General features: G+C 36.1%; 23 protein-coding genes and 1 riboswitch. Of the genes, 16 read left to right on the plus strand and 7 right to left on the minus strand.

Annotation, left to right across the window (positions count from 1 at the left end):
* Positions 1 to 11: 11 nt before the first annotated feature.
* Genes dltB through HCB38_RS03825 form a run of 3 tightly spaced genes read right to left on the minus strand, consistent with a single transcriptional unit; the run spans position 12 to position 2,909 of the window.
* Positions 12 to 1,196, minus strand: a complete 1,185-nt coding sequence (gene dltB / locus HCB38_RS03815; protein WP_185637597.1) for a D-alanyl-lipoteichoic acid biosynthesis protein DltB — start codon at positions 1,194 to 1,196, stop codon at positions 12 to 14.
* Positions 1,193 to 2,725 carry a D-alanine--poly(phosphoribitol) ligase subunit DltA gene (gene dltA, locus HCB38_RS03820; RefSeq protein WP_185619159.1) on the minus strand — a complete coding sequence of 511 codons (1,533 nt, stop codon included), beginning with the start codon at positions 2,723 to 2,725 and terminating at the stop codon, positions 1,193 to 1,195. Before dltA ends, dltB begins: the two co-directional genes overlap by 4 nt.
* A gap of 37 nt (positions 2,726 to 2,762) precedes the next feature.
* Entirely contained in the window at positions 2,763 to 2,909 is a 147-nt protein-coding gene (locus HCB38_RS03825) for a teichoic acid D-Ala incorporation-associated protein DltX (RefSeq protein ID WP_003761469.1), read from the minus strand.
* 207 nt (positions 2,910 to 3,116) lie between these two features.
* Between HCB38_RS03825 and rpiA the strand changes: the two genes are divergently transcribed.
* Entirely contained in the window at positions 3,117 to 3,791 is a 675-nt protein-coding gene (gene rpiA, locus HCB38_RS03830; RefSeq protein ID WP_185318393.1) for a ribose-5-phosphate isomerase RpiA, read from the plus strand.
* A gap of 35 nt (positions 3,792 to 3,826) precedes the next feature.
* Here the strand turns inward: rpiA and HCB38_RS03835 are convergent, their stop codons facing one another.
* Both HCB38_RS03835 and HCB38_RS03840 read right to left on the minus strand, forming a co-directional pair.
* Positions 3,827 to 4,270, minus strand: a complete 444-nt coding sequence (locus HCB38_RS03835) for a GNAT family N-acetyltransferase (RefSeq protein ID WP_185318394.1) — start codon at positions 4,268 to 4,270, stop codon at positions 3,827 to 3,829.
* Between the two features lie 17 nt (positions 4,271 to 4,287).
* Positions 4,288 to 5,037, minus strand: coding sequence for an alpha/beta hydrolase (locus HCB38_RS03840; RefSeq protein ID WP_185637599.1), 750 nt, complete (start codon positions 5,035 to 5,037; stop codon positions 4,288 to 4,290).
* 218 nt (positions 5,038 to 5,255) lie between these two features.
* Between HCB38_RS03840 and HCB38_RS03845 the strand changes: the two genes are divergently transcribed.
* From HCB38_RS03845 to HCB38_RS03855, 3 genes are all read left to right on the plus strand, one after another.
* The gene (locus HCB38_RS03845; RefSeq protein WP_185318396.1) at positions 5,256 to 6,275 is read left to right on the plus strand and encodes a branched-chain amino acid aminotransferase; all 1,020 of its coding nucleotides are present in this window, start codon (positions 5,256 to 5,258) and stop codon (positions 6,273 to 6,275) included.
* Between the two features lie 194 nt (positions 6,276 to 6,469).
* Positions 6,470 to 7,234, plus strand: a complete 765-nt coding sequence (locus HCB38_RS03850) for an ABC transporter ATP-binding protein (RefSeq protein WP_185619069.1) — start codon at positions 6,470 to 6,472, stop codon at positions 7,232 to 7,234.
* The gene (locus HCB38_RS03855) at positions 7,231 to 7,983 is read left to right on the plus strand and encodes an ABC transporter permease (RefSeq protein ID WP_185318398.1); all 753 of its coding nucleotides are present in this window, start codon (positions 7,231 to 7,233) and stop codon (positions 7,981 to 7,983) included. Before HCB38_RS03850 ends, HCB38_RS03855 begins: the two co-directional genes overlap by 4 nt.
* Before the next feature lie 37 nt (positions 7,984 to 8,020).
* On the opposite strand, the gene HCB38_RS03860 is transcribed toward HCB38_RS03855, so the two are convergent.
* Positions 8,021 to 9,496, minus strand: coding sequence for an LM6179_1298 family efflux MFS transporter (locus HCB38_RS03860; RefSeq protein WP_185318399.1), 1,476 nt, complete (start codon positions 9,494 to 9,496; stop codon positions 8,021 to 8,023).
* A 138-nt stretch (positions 9,497 to 9,634) separates the two neighbouring features.
* Between HCB38_RS03860 and HCB38_RS03865 the strand changes: the two genes are divergently transcribed.
* The 12 genes from HCB38_RS03865 to HCB38_RS03920 all read left to right on the plus strand — a co-directional run bounded on the left by HCB38_RS03865 (position 9,635) and on the right by HCB38_RS03920 (position 20,838).
* The gene (locus tag HCB38_RS03865) at positions 9,635 to 10,687 is read left to right on the plus strand and encodes a M42 family metallopeptidase (RefSeq protein WP_185318400.1); all 1,053 of its coding nucleotides are present in this window, start codon (positions 9,635 to 9,637) and stop codon (positions 10,685 to 10,687) included.
* Between the two features lie 12 nt (positions 10,688 to 10,699).
* A complete protein-coding gene (locus HCB38_RS03870; RefSeq protein ID WP_185318401.1) occupies positions 10,700 to 11,176 on the plus strand; it encodes a glutathione peroxidase in 477 nt (158 codons plus the stop codon).
* Between the two features lie 136 nt (positions 11,177 to 11,312).
* Positions 11,313 to 11,768: a LytTR family DNA-binding domain-containing protein gene (locus tag HCB38_RS03875; RefSeq protein ID WP_185318402.1), complete on the plus strand. Its 456-nt coding sequence runs from the start codon at positions 11,313 to 11,315 to the stop codon at positions 11,766 to 11,768.
* Positions 11,765 to 12,193, plus strand: a complete 429-nt coding sequence (locus HCB38_RS03880) for a DUF3021 domain-containing protein (RefSeq protein WP_185318403.1) — start codon at positions 11,765 to 11,767, stop codon at positions 12,191 to 12,193. The genes HCB38_RS03875 and HCB38_RS03880 overlap by 4 nt, the downstream gene beginning before the upstream one ends.
* Entirely contained in the window at positions 12,190 to 13,101 is a 912-nt protein-coding gene (locus HCB38_RS03885) for an ABC transporter ATP-binding protein (protein WP_185318404.1), read from the plus strand. Before HCB38_RS03880 ends, HCB38_RS03885 begins: the two co-directional genes overlap by 4 nt.
* Positions 13,094 to 13,948, plus strand: coding sequence for an ABC transporter permease (locus HCB38_RS03890; RefSeq protein WP_185637601.1), 855 nt, complete (start codon positions 13,094 to 13,096; stop codon positions 13,946 to 13,948). Before HCB38_RS03885 ends, HCB38_RS03890 begins: the two co-directional genes overlap by 8 nt.
* A gap of 81 nt (positions 13,949 to 14,029) precedes the next feature.
* A complete protein-coding gene (locus HCB38_RS03895) occupies positions 14,030 to 15,598 on the plus strand; it encodes a peptide chain release factor 3 (protein WP_003727054.1) in 1,569 nt (522 codons plus the stop codon).
* Between the two features lie 105 nt (positions 15,599 to 15,703).
* Positions 15,704 to 16,129 carry a MarR family winged helix-turn-helix transcriptional regulator gene (locus HCB38_RS03900; protein WP_185637603.1) on the plus strand — a complete coding sequence of 142 codons (426 nt, stop codon included), beginning with the start codon at positions 15,704 to 15,706 and terminating at the stop codon, positions 16,127 to 16,129.
* Positions 16,130 to 16,181: 52 nt separating this feature from the next.
* Positions 16,182 to 17,543, plus strand: a complete 1,362-nt coding sequence (locus HCB38_RS03905; RefSeq protein ID WP_185318407.1) for an MATE family efflux transporter — start codon at positions 16,182 to 16,184, stop codon at positions 17,541 to 17,543.
* A gap of 79 nt (positions 17,544 to 17,622) precedes the next feature.
* Positions 17,623 to 17,726, plus strand: a riboswitch (yybP-ykoY riboswitch).
* A 97-nt stretch (positions 17,727 to 17,823) separates the two neighbouring features.
* On the plus strand, positions 17,824 to 18,591 hold the full coding sequence (locus HCB38_RS03910; protein ID WP_185318408.1) for a MeeY/MeeF family manganese export membrane protein: 768 nt from the start codon (positions 17,824 to 17,826) through the stop codon (positions 18,589 to 18,591).
* A 101-nt stretch (positions 18,592 to 18,692) separates the two neighbouring features.
* Positions 18,693 to 19,460: a MeeY/MeeF family manganese export membrane protein gene (locus HCB38_RS03915; protein ID WP_185318409.1), complete on the plus strand. Its 768-nt coding sequence runs from the start codon at positions 18,693 to 18,695 to the stop codon at positions 19,458 to 19,460.
* A 43-nt stretch (positions 19,461 to 19,503) separates the two neighbouring features.
* The gene (locus HCB38_RS03920) at positions 19,504 to 20,838 is read left to right on the plus strand and encodes a TrkH family potassium uptake protein (RefSeq protein ID WP_185638006.1); all 1,335 of its coding nucleotides are present in this window, start codon (positions 19,504 to 19,506) and stop codon (positions 20,836 to 20,838) included.
* A gap of 83 nt (positions 20,839 to 20,921) precedes the next feature.
* Here the strand turns inward: HCB38_RS03920 and HCB38_RS03925 are convergent, their stop codons facing one another.
* Positions 20,922 to 21,290 carry a DUF4064 domain-containing protein gene (locus HCB38_RS03925; protein ID WP_185637605.1) on the minus strand — a complete coding sequence of 123 codons (369 nt, stop codon included), beginning with the start codon at positions 21,288 to 21,290 and terminating at the stop codon, positions 20,922 to 20,924.
* Positions 21,291 to 21,314 lie beyond the last annotated feature (24 nt).

Below are 21,314 nucleotides of genomic sequence, written 5' to 3' on the forward strand. Positions count from 1 at the left end.
TTTAGTTAGTTTTAAAAATTAATTTTATCTAGAATACCTGAGAAAATCAGGAAGCCGAAACAAACAAATTGGAATGTAATAATAACACCGATAACATAAGTTATTTTGTTTTTCGGATAGAACTTATACTTTTTGTTAAAGCGTTCGATTAGGTCAAAACCAACAATTAAAGTAGCTTGGTAAAGCCCGTAAACGATGTAATACCAGTGAAGTCCGTGCCATACCCCCATGATGAAGAAGTTAACAAAATAAGCAATATAAGCGATAGTGAACTTACTTTTAAACCATTTCTTTTTTGTAAGCCAGAAGACAAAACGCATAAATACATAATCACGGAACCAGAAGGAAAGCGTCATATGCCAACGATTCCAGAATTCTTTAATGTTTCGTGCTGCAAATGGCTTATTAAAGTTCATCGGTGTTTGAACGCCAAACAGATAACTCACTCCGACAGCAAATGCACTATATCCCGCAAAGTCAAAGAATAAGTACATACTGTATGCATACATATAGCCAATCAAGCTTGTTGTTGTGTCAACATTATGGGTAATCGCGATGTCTAGTGGGACAACAAAATGTTTATTTACTAAGTATGCAATAATAAATTTATAGAGAAAACCAAGAAAGATAAGGAAAATTCCTCGATTTAGTAAAGCAACATAAGCTTCTTTACTAGGTGGATTATCTACGTCTTTTTTAAAGCGACGGAATCGGTCAATCGGTCCAGATGAAATAGTTGGGAAGAATAGTAAGAAATTGACAAAATCCCATGCATTGTATTGTTTTATTAAGTTGTCTCGTATTTCAATAATCATTTGTGTCGCTTTGAAAGTTAAGTACGAAATCCCCAGGAAACCAACCATTGTTACTTGGTCGCCTAAAATTGGAACTACTTTAGAAATTACAAGCGGGAGAATGGAAAGAAGCACTGCTATGACAAAAACGCCGCCATGATTCTGTTTCTTCTCCTGCCGATAATGAAAATAAAGTCGTACAAGTGCAAGTTGCCAGAAAACAAAGAAGATAAAAGTAACTCCTTGGACTGGGTTTGCAGAAAATAAAAAGTATAAAAACACTAATGTGACAAAAGCATTATATATCGGTAATCTTTTTCCTAACAAACCAGCTACTATGATAGGAATGAAAAATAGAAGAAGTACTCCAAAATAAAGAATTGTACCGTATGGTGTACTCACTTGTTGACCTCATTGTTAAGTGCTTTACGATCAATTTTGCCATTCATTGTTAACGGGAATTCCGTTTTATAAATCCATTTTCTTGGAATCATGTATGCTGGCATAAAGTCTTTCAATTCGTTTTTGATTGCTGCACTTAGCTGGTATTCCTTTTCAAAATCGTGGGAAGACGGGATGACCTGAGCGACCAACATATCAACCTTTTCATCTTTCATTTTAGGAATAATAGCGCAGTTTTGGATGTAACTTACTTTTTTTAGATTGTTTTCAATATCTTCAAGCTCAATTCTGTAACCATGAAGCTTAATTTGGAAGTCAAGCCGACCTTGGAAGAAGAGATAACCATCTTTTATAACACCAGAGTCGCCAGTATGATAGGCTTGGTAACCTTTGTAATCAAAGAATACTTGGTCTGTTTTTTCTGGTTCATTTAAATAGCCTTTTGAGACACTAGCACCGATTAGGATGATTTCACCTTTTTCACCTTCAGGAAGTAATTCGCCAGTTTCTTGATTAACAATATGAAGTCGCATATCTGGCTTAATAACTCCAAGTGGTAGGCTTGGATAAGCATCAACCAACTCACGTGTTACTTTTACTTGTGTGACAGCAACTGTAGCCTCCGTCGGTCCATATGTGTTGTAAATGACTGCATCTGGGAAACGATCAAGTAGTTCGCTTGCTGTTTTCTTAGCAAGAACTTCACCACAGAATAGGAAACGTGTTAAATTAGGGTTATTTTCTTGGTTGAAATTATCATCAAGTAAACATAAGTCTGCAAATGACGGTGTAGAAACCCATACATCAAAATTTTGAGCAGGTATTTCGCGATATAAATCTTTCATATTAGCAGTGATTGTTTTATCTAGTGGTACAAGAGTTCCGCCTGAAAGTAAGCTTGGGTATAAGTCCATAACGGACAAGTCAAAGGAAAACGGCGCTTGGTTTAAGAAGCGTAATCCTTGTCTTAACGAGAAATCTTGTAAAATCCAATTGCTAAAACTAACTAAATTATTTTGGCTAATTTGAACGCCTTTAGGATTTCCTGTGCTTCCTGATGTATATATAATGTAGTAATTATCATCATTTTTAACACATTCATCTGGATCCGGTACTTCCCCAAAATGATTTTCCAAAGCATCAATCAATTGTTCTTGCCCTAGTATAGGGCAATCTGTAATTGTAAGATTATTTGGAAGTTCTTCTGTACAAATGAAGAGTGCAGGATTAGCTGCTTTCTTGATTTGTTCTATTCGTTCAACTGGCATAGAAACATCTACTGGAACATAGGCACGTCCAGATTTAATAATGCCTAAAAAAGTAATAATCATTAGTGGAGACATGTGTCCAAATACAATAACAGGTTTTTCTTTGTCAGAGTTTAAAGTGTTTAGTAGAAAAGAGCCGAATGCATCAGATTGCCGTTTTAGTTCTTTATAGGAAAGACGTGTCCCAGCATATTCATAGCAAGGGAAATCCGGTGTTTTTTCTGCCCATGCATCAATTCTTTCTATGATACTCGTTGTCATAATTGATATTCCCATTTTTTAACAGTCCTTTCTTTTTTTAGAATTCATTGTAAATAAATTTCGCGCCTTCAGGGTTTTTGAAACCATAAAACCATAGCAACCCAAGCAAAACAGTTAAGTAAAAAATAGTTTTCATAGTAAAAATAGTTGCTGGATGGTGCAAAAATAGTTTTACTTTATTCATAAATCCACCTCTTTATTATTTCAATTGTGTTACAAATATTAAAATTAAACTCTCAATACTTACTTACTGTAATACATTTGTCTTTAAATGTCTAATTACATTTTTGTAAGGTTAGAAAAATAAACTTACTTTCAACTTAAAAATAGGTAGCGTATAATGAAAATATTAATATAGTGTTGCTTTATTGCTTAAGTTGGGAGGAAAAAAATGGTTAACCAAAAGAAAATTGCTGGAGAAAAAGCATGTGAATGGGTGGAAGATGGAATGATTGTCGGGCTTGGAACAGGGAGTACTGTTTACTACACGATTGAAAAATTAGGAGAAATGGTGCAAAAAGGCTTAAATATAACTGGAGTTGCTACTTCTTTGGAAACGGAACGACAAGCTAAAACGTTAGGAATTCCGTTAAAACCTTTAAATGAGATTGTAAAAATTGATGTGACCATTGATGGCGCAGATGAGATTAATCAAGATTTTCAAGGAATAAAAGGAGGTGGCGGGGCACTTTTACGAGAAAAGATGGTTGCTCAAGCAAGTGGGAGGAATATTTGGGTTGTTGGGGAAGAGAAGCTTGTGAGAACATTAGGGAAATTTCCTTTGCCACTTGAAGTGATTCCTTTTGGATGGAAGCAAATTAAAAGGGAGTTGGAAAATGATGGAATTGAAACCATTTTGCGTAAACAGTCATCAGGAGAAATATATGAAACAAATAATGGAAATTATATTTTAGATATTGTAAATCAGACCTTTACTGATCCAAAAGCTTGGCACGAAAAATTAATTGAAATTCCTGGGATAATTGAGCATGGATTATTTCTTCATTATGTAGATATAATTATTTGTGGCAAAGCATCCGGAGAGATAGAAGTAATAAAAAAATAGTTATTTCTTCTATTACAAAGAAATAACTACTTTTATTAAGCTTCATAAATTAAGGTTTTTTGCATTTCTTTATGTTTAATTCCTGCATCTAAGAATATGTCAGAACAAGTTTTATAGCCTAATTTTTCATAAAATGGAATAGCTGTTAACTGGGCACCTAATTTTAGTGTTGTTAAACCGCGCGTTTTTGCTTCCAGTTCAATAGCTTCCATGATTCTTCGGCCGCTGCCGGAGCCACGAGCTATTTTTTGAGTGCAAATGCGTTCAACTTTACCGTAACCATCCTTTACGCGAAATCTGCCTGTCGCAAGTGCTGTGCCATCTTCAGCATAATCTACAAACATATCAACGGAAGCCATTTCATCAAATTCATCCCATTCCAATGCAGGATCTACATTTTGTTCGACAACGAAAACGTCATTTCGAATTTTTAATGCTGCTTGTTTACCTAGTTCATCTGTTACCTTTTTTACTGTCAAGTTGTTACCGTCCCTTCTTATGCGCGCATACTTTCTAAATCAAATGTATTTACTGGAAGCATAAATTGTAAGGATTCTTTAATAAAAGGCTGCCAGTACTTCCAACGATGATCGCCACTGAATACGCGGAAATAATAATCAAACCCCCGAGAGGTTAAAATTTGTTCTAAAGATTTATTTGGTGATAGAAAATCGAGTATTTCATCTCCAGTAGTTTCAACCGAAGTTTCTTGGTCACCAATAATATGGTAGATTTTTATTTTGGCAGGATCCGCTTTTTCTGCTAATGTAAGGATTGCATCGTCAACATAAGGAGAATGTAAAATAACATTACCGAATGTAAACGGAAATAGTAGTGCGGCTTTTAATGAGACAGATGCACCAAGGGAGTCACCCATAAGAAATCTACTCGTTGGCATTTGGAAAGAAGGAAAGCGTTCTTCAAGGTAAGGAACAAGTTCGAATGCTAGGAACCGGATGTATACTTCATTTTGTTCACCATCTGGATGATACTTTTCTCGGCGATCCATAACAGTTTTGTAAGGAATGCCAATGAAAATGGCTTTTTGAATCTGCTCGTTTACCGCTAATTCTTCAGAGTGACGCGCTAGTTTACCAAACTGAAAATAATCTTTGCCATCTTGTACAATAAATAAAGGATATTTATAAAGTGGTGAAAAATCAGGAGGTAAGCAAATAATTAAATCGAGTTCCTCTCCTAACAATTTACTGTAAAATTTCTCATCTAACATTTTATGAGCTGTCATTTTCATTCTCTCCTTTCTTGAAATCCTTCCTTCTAAGATGATTGTTTTTTGAAAAGTTACTCTATTTTAGCATGAATGACGCTAAAAGAAAGAACATTTTGCCTATTTATTAGAAAAAATTTTCTTTTTCATAGGACTTCACTGCAATATTACCGTTTATTGTGCTATACTGAAACATACAATAATTCTGATTTATCGATAGAAAGTGGGGATTTTGAATGAGTAAAGATATTGACTGGAGTAATCTAGGGTTTAGTTATATTAAAACGGATAAACGTTATATTTCACATTGGAAAGACGGAGCATGGGATGAGGGTACTTTAACAGCGGATAATACGCTTCATATTAGTGAAGGCTCTACGGCACTTCATTATGGACAACAATGTTTTGAAGGTTTGAAAGCATATCGTTGTAAGGATGGTTCCATTAACCTTTTTCGTCCAGATCGTAACGCTGCCCGTATTCAAAAAAGTTGTGAACGTTTATTAATGCCTCATATTCCAACAGAAAAATTTATTGATGCTTGTATGCAAGTTGTTCGTGCAAATGAAGAATTTGTTCCACCTTATGGTACTGGGGCAACTCTTTATTTACGACCGTTTGTAATTGGAGTAGGCGATAATATTGGTGTTCATGCCGCTCCAGAGTATATATTCTCTGTTTTCTGTTCCCCAGTTGGACCTTATTTCAAAGGCGGAATGGCACCAACTAACTTTATCGTTTCTGACTTTGACCGTGCCGCTCCAAATGGAACAGGTGCAGCAAAAGTAGGCGGTAACTATGCAGCAAGTTTACTACCAGGCCAAGATGCGAAAAATCGTAATTTTGGGGATTGTATATACTTGGATCCAGCTACACATACAAAAATTGAAGAAGTTGGGTCTGCTAATTTCTTTGGTATTACAAAAGACGATAAATTTATTACACCGTATTCTCCTTCTATTTTGCCAAGTATCACGAAATATTCATTACTTTATTTGGCAGAGCACCGTTTAGGTTTAAAAGCAGAAGAAGGCGATGTATTTATTGATAAGTTAGATGACTTTAAGGAAGCAGGTGCATGTGGAACCGCCGCAGTTATCACACCAATTGGTGGTATTCAAACAAAAGATGACTTCCATGTGTTTTACAGTGAAACGGAAGTAGGACCAGTAACGAAACGTCTATTTGATGAATTATGTGGCATTCAATTTGGAGATGTAGAAGCTCCAGAAGGTTGGATTTATAAAGTGAAATAATGACAAACCGTCCGTTTATCGGGCGGTTTTTTTATGCTTAAATTTAGCTAATTTATTATTTAAAAAAGAATATAAGTTTTTTGTTGACAGCACATCAACTAAGTGTTACTATATAGTGGTAATAAGTGATACAGAATACCTGCAATACTAAGTAGTGAAATAAAATAGGAAATTAGAAGGAAGGGTGAGTTCGAATGAACGAATGGATGATTGAAGCTAGAGGGTTAAGAAAGTCTTTCAAAAAAACTGAAGTCTTAAAGGGCGTTGATTTTGGAGTAAGGCGCGGTGAGATTTTTGCTTTACTCGGCTCTAACGGCGCTGGAAAAACAACGACTATTCAAATTTTAACTACACTTTTGAAAGCAGATAATGGAAAAGCGAGTGTTGCTGGATTAGATGTTACAAAGGAACCAGAGAAAGTTAGGGAGCATATTAGTCTTACAGGACAATTTGCCGCAGTAGATGGTTTACTAACTGGTCGTGAGAATATTTTACTCATTGCAAAATTACGAGGAGTAGAAAATCCTAATCAAACTGCTAAAGATTTACTGGCTCGTTTTGGCTTAGAAAAAGCTTCAGACCGGAGAGCAGACACATATTCAGGAGGGATGATGAGACGTCTTGATATTGCTATGAGCTTAGTGGGTTCTCCAGATGTGATTTTTCTTGATGAGCCAACGACTGGTCTTGATCCTGAGGGACGCATTGAAGTATGGAAAACAATTAAAGCACTTTCTGATGGAGGAACTACTATTTTACTGACGACACAGTATTTAGATGAAGCAGAACAACTTGCTAATAGAATTGCAATCCTTCACGGCGGAACAATTATTGCAAATGGTACTTTAGAGGAGCTAAAAAAATTGTTTCCACCAGCTGAAGTTGAATATGTTGAGAAACAACCATCGCTAGAAGAAATTTTCTTAGCAATTATTAATGGTAAGGAGGGAGTAAAATGAAAGCAATTCGAGATACAAGCATCTTATTTGGTCGCTCGATGCGTCACATTTTGCGTAGTCCAGATACAATTATTACTGTCGCAATTATACCAATTATGATTATGTTGATGTTCGTCTATGTATTAGGTGGAGCGATTCAAACCGGAACAGATAACTATGTTGATTACTTGTTACCAGGGATTATTTTAATGGCAATTGCAAGTGGGATAGCTTATACGGCAGTAAGATTATTTACAGATGTGCAAAAAGGTTTATTCCAGCGATTTCATTCTATGCCGATTAGTCGTTCTTCGGTATTATGGGGACATGTTTTAACTTCATTAGTTTCTAATGCAATTTCAGTTATTCTAATTATTCTTGTTGCTTTATTAATTGGATTTAGATCTTCTGCGGGGATTTTAGAATGGCTTGCAGTAGCAGGAATACTACTACTTTTTACGCTGGCATTGACTTGGGTTGCAGTTATTCCGGGATTAACTGCAAAATCGGTTGACGGAGCAAGCGCGTTCTCGTATCCACTGATTTTCTTACCTTTTATAAGTTCTGCTTTTGTTCCTACTGATACAATGCCAACTGCGGTTCGCGTATTTGCAGAAAATCAACCAGTTACTTCTATTGTAGATACAATTCGAGCATTGCTATATTCAGGGTCAGTTGGTAATGAAATCTGGATTGCACTTGCTTGGTGTGTTGGAATTACAGTTGTAGCTTATATATTTGCTGTATTAAAATATAAGAAAACAATTTAAAAAAACAGGATTGGCTCAAAAGAGTCAATCCTGTTTTTTAATTTTCACCAGAAATATGTTTTTTTGGTAAAATGAAATGGATAAAATAACTAACAATACAACAAGCAAACATTACCCAGAAAACCATATGAAGGCCACTATATAAAATATCTCTGAGTGGTTCGATTAGGTCGGGATTAACATTTCCTGAAGTTTGCGGGCTAATTAGCTGATTTAAATTACTACGATTTACTTCGGTTCCAGCTGCTGCACGGAACTGCGTTGTTAATACAGAGTTGAAAATAGTTCCAAAAACAGCGACACCAATTGTTTGGCCAACCGTTCTAAAAAGTGTATTAGAAGCAGTAGCAATACCAGTTTGGAACCTTGGTACTGCATCTTGAACGGTTACGGTTGTAGTAGTAAAAATAATTCCAAAACCAAATCCCATAAAGGCACTATTTAAATAGAAGAAGATGTCATTTGTGGAAGCTGGGAATAAAGCTAAAATAAGTCCACTTGCAGCTGTTATTAATACACCGATTCCGACTGTATGGCGATTTCCAAGCGTCATTAAAAGCTTTCCGCCAATAAATGAACCGATAATCCACGTGACGGAAAGTGGTGCAAGCATAAATCCAGCAATAGTGGCCCCGTGACCAAGCATTCCTTGCGCCCACATTGGAATATAAACATTAATACCAATTAAAAAGGCACTAATTAGAAAACCAATTAAGTTTCCAATTAAAACAACAGGATTTTTAAATAAAACAAATGGCATAATCGGATCTTTGGCACGTTTTTCGACAAAATAAAAAGCAACAAATAATAGTATCGAAACGGCAAAAAGAATGACTACGAGCGGTTCTGTCCAGTTGAGTGATTCTCCAGCTCGCTGTAATGCAAATAATAATCCTAAAAGTGCTACTGTAAATAAAGAGGCACCAAGATAATCAATTGGTAATTTGACGCGTTCGACTTCTTCACGTAAATAAAGCAGAATAAGTAAGATAGTTAGAAGTCCGATTGGCACATTAATAAAGAAAATCCAATGCCATGAAAGTTGGTCTACTAAAAAACCACCCACGAGCGGCCCGAAAACACCTGCAATACCCCAGGCTGAACCCATGAAACCAAGTACTTTTGCTCGTTTTTCAAATGGGTAGACGTCTGCAATAATTGTCATTGTAGATGGTAAAATCCCGCCTGCTCCAATACCTTGAATCGCGCGAAAAATAATTAATTGCTCCATATTTTGTGCAAATCCACAAAGTGATGAACCAATGATAAAAATAATTGTCGCAATTACAAAGATATTTTTTCGTCCATACAAATCAGACAGTTTTCCATAAATAGGAACGGTCACTGCTGATGTTAGTAAATAAACAGAAAAAATCCAGTTCATTAACTCTATGCCGTCCAACTGACTTACAATCGTTGGCATCGCAGTACTCACGATGGTACCCTCAATAGCTGCCATAAATGTTGCGACAAATACGGCGATGGTAACGGCTTTTACTTTTGTTTGTTCCAAAAAATTCCCTCCCTTTTCATCTACCGAATTATAGCATAAAAAAGAACGGATTTGGGGAAAATTAATCTTAAGAAATGCGTTAGGTGAAGATAAGCGCTATAATATAATAGAATAAAGCGAACTAAAGGAGGAATTTTTTTGAGTTACGAACCAAATACAACGCAAACAATGAAAAAAATTAAAGAGTTAACTTCTATCCCAAGTCCAACAGGGAATACTGGGAAAATCATCGAAAAATTAGTGAGAGATTTAGAAGCTTCTAACATCCCGTATAAATTAAACAATAAAGGCGGATTAATTGTAACTCTCAAAGGAAAAGATGACTCTAAACATCGTATGCTGACGGCGCATGTTGATACGTTAGGCGCGATGGTAAAAGAAATTAAAGCTGATGGAAGATTACTCTTAACTTTAATTGGTGGCTATCGTTTTAATGCAATTGAAGGGGAATATTGTACGATTGAAACAAGTGAAGGCGATTTATATAGCGGAACAATTCTCATGCATCAAACCTCCGTTCACGTATATAAAGACGCTGGTACGGCTGAACGTAATGATAAAAATATGGAAGTTCGCTTGGACGAAAAAGCGTTAGATGCTGAGAAAGTTCGTGCTCTTGGAATAGAAGTTGGTGATTTTGTTTCTTTTGATCCACGCGTTCAAATTATTAATGATGAATATATTAAATCTCGCCATTTGGATGATAAAGCAAGTGTAGCGATTTTATTACAACTTATTAACCATGTTCATGAAAATAAATTAGAGTTACCACACACAACCCATTTTCTTATCTCTAATAATGAAGAAATTGGCTATGGTGGTAATTCTAACATTCCGACCGAAACAGTGGAATATTTAGCTGTCGACATGGGAGCGCTTGGTGATGGTCAAACGTCAGATGAATATACTGTTTCTATTTGCGCAAAAGACGGAAGTGGCCCATATCACCTTGGCTTACGCAAACATTTAGTGGAGCTTGCCAAAAAGAACAATATTGATTATAAAGTGGATATTTATCCGTTTTATGCATCTGATGCGAGTGCGGCGATTAATGCTGGGAACGATATTATTCACGGTTTGATTGGACCAGGAATTGATGCTAGCCATGCATACGAACGAACACACCGCGACTCCCTTTATCATACAGAAAAATTAGTTTATGCTTATTTATTTTCGAATATATTGAAATAGGAGGAATTCTATATGAATGTCCATGATTTTTCTGAAAAAGCAATGAATGGTAAAGAAATAGCATTAAGTGATTATAAAGGCAAAGTTTTACTCATTGTAAACACTGCAAGCAAATGTGGTTTAACGCCCCAACTTGAAGGTCTTGAGAAAATGTATAAGAAACTTGGAAGCGATAATTTTGAAATTCTCGGTTTCCCGTGCAATCAGTTTTTACGTCAAGATCCTGGTAGTGATGAAGAGATTTTAGAATTTTGTCAAATGAATTACGGCGTGACCTTTCAAATGTTCTCTAAAATTAAAGTCAAAGGTAAAGATGCTAACCCGCTTTATAAATATTTAACCGAACAAACGGGAGGCAAAAAAGTAGAATGGAACTTTGCAAAATTTCTCATTGATGAAAATGGAGACATTGTTGAACGCTTCCCATCAAAAATGAAACCAGAAGATTTTGAGGATAAAGTGGAAGCGCTCGTTACAAAAGTAAAATAAAGAATAAAACTCGGTAGGAAATAATCAACTACCGAGTTTTTTTGCATCTTAGGCAGGTTAAATTGCAAGTTACATAAATCAGCTTGTAGTTTTTGGTATAGTGTTTATAATAAGAAGAAAAAAGGGAGGCAACTAGATGAAATTCCATGTAAAGCAAAATAATAATTTAGCGATTGATGAAGTAGACATATATTGCCACCCAAATAATCTAGAAGAAGTAAATAATATAGTGATGGGGCTGGAAGAGCAAACGGAAAAAATCTCTGTCAAAAAAGACGGGGCCACCTATTTGCTCGCTCAAAAAAAGATTTTATATTTTGAAGCTGTAGAAAGTAAGATTTTTGTATATACAGAAAAAGACGTATATGAAACGACTTGGAAATTATATGAGTTAGAAGAAAAGTTCAAAGATAGCTCCTTTTTCAGATGTTCGAAATCTATGATTTTAAATATCGAATGGATTGAAAGAATTGCGCCTGGCTTCCACGGGAAATTCGAAGCAAAACTTTTTAATAGAGAAAAAGTAATAATTTCTAGACAATATGCCAAAGTCTTAAAACAAAAATTAAACTTGGGAGGGAAGCGTAAATGAGTACAAAATTAATTCAATTTATTCAATCAGCGTGTATTATTTTCACAGCTTCCATTGTCACAATGATTTGTTCATATATTGCAACCGGAGAATCTGAAATAGTAGCAATTCGCGACATTTTTATTATGTTAGGTTTTAGTATTATTACTACTTTAGTTCAACAATTACTTTTTACCCATTCGATAAAAACAAAATTCGCTTTTTATAGCCGTTTAATTGTTTTTTTCTTGTTTATAGGTGTAGCAATTTTAGGTCTTGGTTGGTTGCTTAATTGGTATCATACATTAGCTGGATTTATGATTATTTTTGGCTTTATTTGTGTGACTTTTCTTGTAATGCACATTTTCTTCAGCTTCAGAGATGCGAAATTTAGTAATGAAATTAATCAAAAACTAGCAGAAATGCGAGAAAGGGAGACAAAATGATAAAATTAACAAATGTAGTTAAAACGTTTGGAAAAGTAGAAGCAGTTAAAGGAATTAATTTAGAAGTTGAAAAAGGCTCATTGTTTGCTTTCTTAGGAGAGAACGGGGCAGGGAAATCAACTACGCTTAGCATGATTTGCACAGAAAGCGAGCCAACATCTGGAGAAATTTTTATTGATGATGAAAAATTGACCTTTAAAAACAGAAAAATCTTTAGACAAAAGTTAGGCGTTGTTTTTCAAGAAAATGTTTTGGATGATTTACTGACTGTGCGTGAGAACTTATATAATCGTGCAAGCTTATATGGAAAAACAAAAGCTGAAATTGCTGAGCGTTTAGAACTTGTTTCTTCTATTATGGGAATTGAAGACATATTAAATCGCCGCTTTGAAAAACTTTCTGGAGGACAAAAACGCCGAGCTGAAATTGCGAGAGCCCTTATGCATAATCCGGAAATCTTACTACTAGATGAACCAACTACTGGACTAGATCCTAAAACTCGGGTGAGTGTGTGGAAAATTATTGATTATTTGCGAGAAGAGCTTGGAATGACTGTGTTTTTAACAACGCATTATTTAGAAGAAGCGAAAGATGCGGATCAGCTGGCAGTTATCCACAAGGGGAACATTATTGCTCAAGGGACCCCCGCTAATATTAGAAGCCGCTTTTCGGTAGATAAAATATTCTTTTATGATGCAAATGTTAAAGAACTTCAAGCAATTATTGAAAAAGCGAATCTACCTTATAAAATCTCAAAAGAAACGATGCGTGTTGACGTAATAGATGAAAATATCGAAATTTTGGCTATTTTGAATCAAGCAACAGGGCTTTACGGTTCTTTTGAAGTAATTAAAGGAAATCTTGATGATGCGTTTATTTCAATGATTAAGGAGGATTCAAATGATTAGTCGTAATTTAAAAATCTATTTCCGTGATAGAACAGCTGTGTTTATGTCATTGCTTACTGTTTTAATTATCGTTGGATTATACGCTATTTTTCTAGGAAATAATATGGAAGAAATGTTTAAACAAGCTTCTGGAAAAACTATAGGTATACAAGAATTAGTAAATACTTGGGTGATTGCTGGAATTTTATCTATTACGCCGGTTACGGTTTCTCTAGCAGTTTTTTCATTAAAAGTATACGATGAGGAACGGAGCATTGCCAGAAGTTTTGCAATAACTCCTGCTTCCAGATGGCGTATTGTCGCAAGTTATATTGTTAGTGGTTTAGTTGCTTCTTTTATTCTTTCACTTATTACACTTTTTGTTGGTGAAATGTACATTTGGTTGATGGGCGGGGGGCTTTTACCATTTGAAAGTTGGATTAGTTTAATCGGCATTATTTTAATTAATGTTCTATGTTGTAGTAGCATTATGTTTTTTATTGCAAGTTTAGTGAAAAAAGCGAGTGCATTTAGTTCTGTTTCAACAATTGTGGGAACTGTTATCGGTTTTATTGCTGGGATTTATTTACCAATTGGTTCTCTACCGGCAGCGGTTCAGACTGCAATGAAATGTTTTCCTTTTACCTACGGAGCATCTACTATTCGAGAAATAATGACAAAAGAACCATTACAACAAGTTTTCTCAGGTAATACAAAAGCAATGGATGCAACAAAAGAAATGATTGGTATTACCATTTATTGGGGAGACAAAACAGTTACAACAGGAATTAGTTTACTTATTTTAATTGCCTGTGCAGTCGTGTTTGGAGTGTTAGCAGTTCTTCTAATGAAACGACAAACAAAATAATTTTTGAATAAAAAATCAGCCGATATTCTCCTAGTTATGCTATACTAATGGAATGTGAATGAATCTAGGAGGAAAATAACAATGAGTCAAGATTTGCAAAAAGAAGTTGCTTCACGCAAGACGTTTGCGATTATTTCTCACCCAGATGCTGGGAAAACGACGATTACGGAACAATTACTATTATTCGGTGGCGTTATTCGTTCAGCTGGGACTGTAAAGGGAAAGAAATCTGGCAAGTTTGCGACAAGTGACTGGATGGAAATTGAAAAACAACGTGGGATCTCGGTAACGAGTTCTGTGATGCAATTTGATTATAATGGTTCAAGAATTAATATTTTGGATACACCAGGTCACTCGGATTTTAGTGAAGACACGTACCGGACGTTAATGGCGGTTGATAGTGCTGTCATGGTTATTGATGCTGCGAAAGGTATCGAAGCTCAAACACTTAAACTATTCAAAGTTTGTCGAATGCGCGGAATTCCGATTTTTACCTTTATCAATAAAATGGACCGTCAAGGGAAAATGCCACTGGAACTACTTGCTGAATTAGAAGAAGTTCTTGGTATTGAATCATACCCAATGAACTGGCCGATTGGGATGGGAAAAGAGCTTGCTGGACTTTATGACCGTTACCACCGTGTGATTGAGCAGTATCGTTCAGAAGAAGATGAGCGTTTCTTACCCCTTGGTGAGGATGGGGATTTGAAGGAAGCGCACGCTATTCAAAAATCACTTTATTACGATCAAGCTTTGGAAGAAATTATGCTACTTGATGAAGCTGGTAATGACTTTAGCCGTGAACGTATTATTGCGGGGGAGCAAACACCAGTATTCTTCGGAAGTGCTTTAACTAACTTTGGTGTAGAAACTTTCTTACGTACTTTTGTTGATTTTGCGCCATCACCTTCAAGCCATGAATCAAATGAAGGTGTTATCGAAGCGGATAATCCAAAGTTTTCTGGTTTTATTTTCAAAATCCAAGCGAACATGAACCCTGCTCACCGGGACCGGATTGCTTTTATTCGAATCTGTTCAGGCGAATTTGAACGCGGCATGAACGTTACGTTAACGCGAACTGGAAAAAGTATGAAGCTTGCGAACTCAACGCAGTTTATGGCGGATGACCGGGAAACCGTAAATCGTGCTGTTGCTGGTGATATTATCGGTTTGTACGACACGGGTAACTACCAAATTGGTGATACGATTACTAATGGCAGTAAAAAGCTTGAATTTGAAAAACTTCCGCAGTTTACACCAGAATTATTTATGCGTGTTTATGCGAAAAATGTTATGAAACAAAAGCATTTTCATAAAGGCGTCGAGCAACTTGTTCAAGAAGGTGCGATTCAATTATTTAAAACGTGGCGTACGGAAGAATATATCATTGGAGCAGTGGGTCAGTTGCAATTTGAAGTATTCGAACATAGAATGCGCGGAGAATATAATTCAGAAATCCGTATGGAACCAATCGGTAAAAAAATCGCTCGTTGGGTGAAAGAAGAAGACGCAGACGAAAAACTTTCCACAGCGAGAAGCATGCTCGTGAAAGACCGTTTTGATCAACCGCTATTCTTATTCGAAAATGAATTTGCAATCAATTGGTTTAATGATAAAAATCCAGATATCGAATTAACTTCATTATTATAAAAGTTGCAACCTATTTGTATTTTCGCAAATAGGTTGTTTTTTCTTGACAATTTTTTGAAACGCGCTATAATTAGTTAGAATTCTAATTAATAAGGAGGAATACTCGTGAGAAGAGAGAAGACGATGGATACGTTAATTCGTTCGATTATGATTAAATCCAAACGAAAAATGGACGCAAAAGTAGCTCAATTCGGGCTGACCACACAACAAGCTAGAGTTCTAGGATTTTTAAATGATAATGCGGCAAATGAAATTATCCAAAAGGATCTTCAGCGAATCTTTCAAACACGAGGTGCAAGTATTACTAGCCTCATTCAAGGTCTCGAGAAAAAGCAATTAATTTCTCGTAAACCTAGCATTCGAGATGGCAGAGAAAAAGTCGTCACTTTAACCGAAGAAGGGAAACGAATTGTGGACGAATTTAATGAATCCTTCCCGCGTGAAGATGATAAAGCAAAAAAAATTCTTTCCGATGACGAGTATAAAATCTTTATTGATCTACTTAGTAAAATTGACGATAATACGGAATAAAAAAATTTAACTATATAGTTAGAATTCTAACTAATTTTGAGGGGGAAACAAAATGAAACATTCAGATAACTATTATTTAACAAAAGCGAGTATTCCTAAAGCGATAGCGCACTTATCTATTCCGATGATGCTTGGAATGTCTGTAGGGGTCATTTACAATATTATTAATGCGTTCTTTATTGGTTTATTGCATGATACATCGATGTTAACCGCTGTGACACTTGGATTACCAATGTTCACTGTGTTGATGGCGATTGGCAATATGTTTGGAGTCGGTGGTGGAACGTATATTTCACGCTTGCTTGGGAAAGAGGAGGGAATAAAGGCAAAACAAGTATCCGCCTTTGTTTTATATGGAAGTTTAGTGTTAGGCATTATCTGTGCGATTTTGCTGGGCTTTTTGATTAATCCAGTCACTCACTTTCTTGGGGCAGATGTAACGAGTTTTTTACACACGAAAAATTATACGTTGGCGCTTTTAATTTGTAGTCCGTTTATTATTGCGAATTTTGCTTTAGAACAAGTGGTTCGGGCTGAGGGAGCTTCGCGGATTTCTATGAATGGGATGCTGATTGGCACGGTGGTTAATTTAGTATTTGATCCATTGCTTATTTTGTATTTTGATTTTAATGTGGTGGGGGCCGCAGTTTCGGTAGGATTAGCAAGCTTAGTTTCGCTGATTTACTATGCGTGGTATTTAGAGAAGAAAAGTGATTATTTATCCATCCGTTTTAAATGGTTTCAAGCAACAAAAGAAATCGTTCAAAATGTGTTTAAAATTGGTGTTTCAGAGTTGCTTTTATCGTTATTCCTCATTGTGACAACGCTCGTATTAAATCACTATTCGATGATTTACGGGGAAGGGGTGGTTGCAGGTTTTGGTGTAGCACTTCGCGTGGTGCAGCTCCCTGAATTTATTTGTATGGGACTTTACATGGGAATTATTCCGCTGTTAGCTTATAATTACGGTTCGGGTAATATTGTGCGGTTTGAAAAAGCAATACGGGCTACTGCAATTAGTATCGGGCTTATTGTGCTCTTGCTTTCGAGCCTTGTATTCCTCTTCCGTTTCCAAGTGATGCATCTATTTAGCGACAGTCAAAGTGTGATAACGCTTGGTGTGCATATTATGGTTGCGATGCTGATTTCTTCTCTTTTCAGTGGATTTACAGGACTGTTTACAAGTACTTTTCAGGCAATTGGCAAAGCTATTCCGGCTACGATTATGTCAGTTTCACAAGGCATTATTTTTATTCCAGTCATCATTTTAGGACAACATTATTTCGGACTTATGGGCGTGATTTGGTCCTTAACAGCTACTGAAATTCTGACATGTATCATCGGTGTGACACTATTCACAATCCACAATATCAAAATAGCTAGTAGCGCAAAAACGAAAGACTTAGCTGTTTAAAAAGTTTGTGAGAAAAATTAGTTGACGTGAAGTTCTATCTTATGGTATTATTCTCTAGGTAATCATATATCGTTCTTTGACAAATGTCAGAGGGGAGTAGCGCTGATTAGTTTTTAATCAGGATAAAGTCGTCATTACATGATAGAGATATCATCGGTTTTATCACATTTAATCTTAAATGTTAGCGAGACCTTTGCCTTTACGGGCAGGTCTCGCTTTTTTGTTTCTTCAAAATAGGAGATCTTTGACATTTTAATAGAACAAAGGAGGAAAAGAATTAGTGGATACAGCAATGATTTTAGAATACGGATGGGTATTACTTGTCCTAATCGGTCTTGAGGGGATTTTAGCAGCGGATAATGCAGTAGTTATGGCTGTTATGGTAAAACATCTCCCAGATAAACAACAGAAAAAAGCATTATTTTATGGATTGATGGGTGCCTTTGTTTTCCGTTTTGGCGCATTATTCTTAATTTCCTTTTTGGCAAATGTTTGGCAAGTTCAAGCGCTTGGTGCCGCATATTTACTTTATATCGCTATTAGTCATATTTGGAAACATGCGAAAGGAAAAGACGGAGAAAAAGTGAAGAAGGAAAAAGCTGGCTCTGGTTTTTGGATGACAGTTCTGAAAGTAGAGATTGCTGATATTGCGTTTGCGATTGACTCTATGCTTGCTGCAGTTGCGCTTGCAATCACTCTTCCAAAAACAGGATGGGGACATATTGGTGGTATTGATACAGGGCAATTTGCGATTATGTTCTTAGGTGGACTTGTCGGCCTAATTATTATCCGTTTTGCAGCAACTCAATTTGTTAAATTACTAAAAAGTTATCCAAGTCTCGAAACAGCCGCATTTTTAATTGTTGGTTGGGTAGGAGTGAAGCTAGTTATTTATACATTAGCTCATCCTAGTCTTGGCGTAATTCCACATAGCTTCCCCGAGTCAACACTTTGGAAATTAATTTTCTGGGGTGTCATGATTCTGATTATTTTATGGGGATGGTTCGTTTCCTATCGTAGTAAGAAAAAAACAGAAACAAGTAAATAATTTTAACTGGCCAGAAGTGCGAATTTGTACTTCTGGTTTTACATACAACCAGATGCTGAAAACACAATTTTATGATAGAGTAGAAGGATGGTGAATGAGGAATGGATGTTTCTATTTGGGGAGAATACGCATTAGTTTTCCTTGTATTAGTAGTACTTGAAGGAATTCTTTCAGCAGATAATGCTGTAGTTATGGCAGTCATAGTAAAAGGTTTGCCGCATGATAAACAACGAAAGGCCTTATTTTATGGATTAGTTGGTGCTTTTGTTTTCCGCTTTGTGGCATTATTTTTAATTTCATTTTTAGTAAAAATATGGGAAATACAGGCAATCGGCGCGGTTTATTTATTGTACTTAGCAATTAAGCACATGTGGCGCCTTAAAAAAGGTAAGCAAGAAGAAGTCAAAGAAACATCAGAAGCCAAAGCAACTTCATTCTGGGGTGTAGTAGCTCGTGTAGAATTGACAGATATTGCTTTTGCGCTTGATTCCATGTTAGCAGCAGCGGCACTAGTTGTTACGTTGCCGGATTTAGGGAATTTTGATATTGGTGGAATGAACGGTGGGCAATTCATCGTAATGTTCCTTGGTGGCATCGCAGGACTTGTCGTTATACGTTTTGCAGCCACACAAGTTGTTAAATTATTAGAGCGTTACCCTACACTTGAAACAGCAGCGTTTTTAATTGTCGGTTGGGTTGGTGTGAAAATGGCGGTTTTAACGCTAGCACATCCATCTGTAGCAATTATTCCAGAAGATTTTCCAGATTCAGCAGTTTGGAAGCTGACATTCTGGTCGGTTATGATAATAATAGGTTTGGGTGGTTATATCATTGCGAGAAAAAAAGAGAAGAAAACCAAAAGAGTTTGAATATGATCAGGAAGTAAAATTACGTAGAAGATTAAAACTGGTATTGGCACGTATGACACCAGTTCAAGTAATTATCGCGTATTATTTTATTGCGGTTACGATTTCTACGATTGTCTTGAGCTTACCGTTCACTTTACAAAAAGGGGTTAAGGTGTCATTTATTGACACGCTATTTACAGCAGCAAGTTCAGTTAGTGTTACCGGACTTGCGACAGTAGATGTTAGCCAGACGTATAGCACTGCCGGAATTTGGGTTTTAATGGCGATTTTCCAAATTGGTGGGTTAGGCGTTATGATGATCAGCACGTTCTTCTATTTGATTTTGAAAAGACGGATTGGGCTCAAACAGCGTCAACTTATTATGACAGATACGAATCAATTTACGATGAGTGGAATGGTTCGGATGTTGCGCGAAATTCTTGTCTTGATTTTTGGAATCGAATTAGTAGGGGCCTTAATTCTAGGGATTTATTTCATTCCGCTTTATCCTAATATTGGGGAAGCGATGTTCCAAGGGTTATACAACTCAGTTTCGTTAGTTACCAATGCAGGAGTTGATATTACTGGCAAATCGTTAATACCATTTGCGAACGATTATTTTGTCCAATTTATTTCGATATTACTAATTATTGCTGGTGCAATTGGATTTCCGGTTTTACTGGAAACAAGAAGATTTTTATTTGAGAAAAATACACTTATACCGTTTCGATTTTCCTTATTTGTAAAGGTAACTACACTTACCTATTTTGTTCTTTTGATTGTCGGAGGTTTACTTATTTGGTTGTTTGAATACAATCATTTCTTTAGCGGTAAAAGTTGGGATTTTGGGTTTTTTAACTCAATGTTCTTATCGGCAACGTCCAGAAGTGCTGGGCTTCAGACAATGGATAGTGGGGCGCTTTCCGTTTCTACCCTTTTACTTGTGTCGTTCTTAATGTTTATAGGAGCTTCACCAAGTTCAGTTGGGGGCGGGATACGAACGACAACCTTTGCGATTACAATTTTATTTATTTATTCGGTTATTCGTGGTCGTAAACATGTTTATATTTTTGGACGAGAATTGCATCAAGAAGATGTACGTAAATCGCTTGCAGTCACACTCGTTGCAGGATTTCTTTGTATTTCTGCGATAGTTATACTCATGCAGACAGAAACGGCCTCACTTATTTCAGTCATATTTGAAGTGTTCTCCGCGTTCGGAACATCAGGTTTGTCCGTTGGTTTGACGCAAGATTTATCAACCCCAGGTAAATTAATTATTATCATCTTGATGTTTATTGGGCGTGTTGGTATTATGTACTCAATGCTTAGCTTAAGAAATAAAAATCAACCTAAAAATGCAATTCGTCTACCAAAAGAAAAAATTATTACTGGTTAAAATAGAAATCCTTTCTGCAAGATGCGGAAAGGATTTTTTTGCATTAAAAATCCCCTAACCTATTTTGATTAGGGGATAATAAATTAATATTTTGATCTTGGAATCGGTCTTCTGAAAATTCCCATTAAACCAGTTAATGTAATTAAGATACCTGAAACAATCCAAGCTGTACCAATAACAAAGAATAAAATGATACCGATAACTACTAAGATTACGCCCCAGCCACGAGGAGCTGATTTGATAAGGAGAGAAGCAATTAATGCAACGATGGAGGCGATTAACGTAATCCACCCTAAGTTCGCTAACTCATTCCCTAATTCCCCTGGTAAATAAGTAAATGTCTGTATATAATCTGTGACTGAATCTCCATAATTAATAATCCAAAAACCAACTACAATCCCAATGATGGAGCCAATTAATCCGATAATAATTTCTGGCTTTCTTGAGCCCATAATAAAACCTCCTTTTTCTATCTA

Origin of the sequence: Listeria farberi, from assembly GCF_014229295.1 — a bacterium.
GTDB lineage: Bacteria > Bacillota > Bacilli > Lactobacillales > Listeriaceae > Listeria > Listeria farberi.

Coding starts and splice junctions, on each gene's coding strand:
- HCB38_RS03875 (WP_185318402.1), top strand. CDS start 11,313: ATGAAATTCCATGTAAAGCAAAATAATAATTTAGCGATTGATGAAGTA.
- HCB38_RS03855 (WP_185318398.1), top strand. CDS start 7,231: ATGAAAGCAATTCGAGATACAAGCATCTTATTTGGTCGCTCGATGCGT.
- HCB38_RS03915 (WP_185318409.1), top strand. CDS start 18,693: ATGGATGTTTCTATTTGGGGAGAATACGCATTAGTTTTCCTTGTATTA.
- HCB38_RS03845 (WP_185318396.1), top strand. CDS start 5,256: ATGAGTAAAGATATTGACTGGAGTAATCTAGGGTTTAGTTATATTAAA.
- HCB38_RS03880 (WP_185318403.1), top strand. CDS start 11,765: ATGAGTACAAAATTAATTCAATTTATTCAATCAGCGTGTATTATTTTC.
- HCB38_RS03885 (WP_185318404.1), top strand. CDS start 12,190: ATGATAAAATTAACAAATGTAGTTAAAACGTTTGGAAAAGTAGAAGCA.
- HCB38_RS03925 (WP_185637605.1), bottom strand. CDS start 21,290: ATGGGCTCAAGAAAGCCAGAAATTATTATCGGATTAATTGGCTCCATC.
- dltA (WP_185619159.1), bottom strand. CDS start 2,725: ATGACAACGAGTATCATAGAAAGAATTGATGCATGGGCAGAAAAAACA.
- HCB38_RS03890 (WP_185637601.1), top strand. CDS start 13,094: ATGATTAGTCGTAATTTAAAAATCTATTTCCGTGATAGAACAGCTGTG.
- HCB38_RS03870 (WP_185318401.1), top strand. CDS start 10,700: ATGAATGTCCATGATTTTTCTGAAAAAGCAATGAATGGTAAAGAAATA.
- HCB38_RS03905 (WP_185318407.1), top strand. CDS start 16,182: ATGAAACATTCAGATAACTATTATTTAACAAAAGCGAGTATTCCTAAA.
- rpiA (WP_185318393.1), top strand. CDS start 3,117: ATGGTTAACCAAAAGAAAATTGCTGGAGAAAAAGCATGTGAATGGGTG.
- HCB38_RS03840 (WP_185637599.1), bottom strand. CDS start 5,037: ATGACAGCTCATAAAATGTTAGATGAGAAATTTTACAGTAAATTGTTA.
- HCB38_RS03825 (WP_003761469.1), bottom strand. CDS start 2,909: ATGAATAAAGTAAAACTATTTTTGCACCATCCAGCAACTATTTTTACT.
- HCB38_RS03895 (WP_003727054.1), top strand. CDS start 14,030: ATGAGTCAAGATTTGCAAAAAGAAGTTGCTTCACGCAAGACGTTTGCG.
- HCB38_RS03850 (WP_185619069.1), top strand. CDS start 6,470: ATGAACGAATGGATGATTGAAGCTAGAGGGTTAAGAAAGTCTTTCAAA.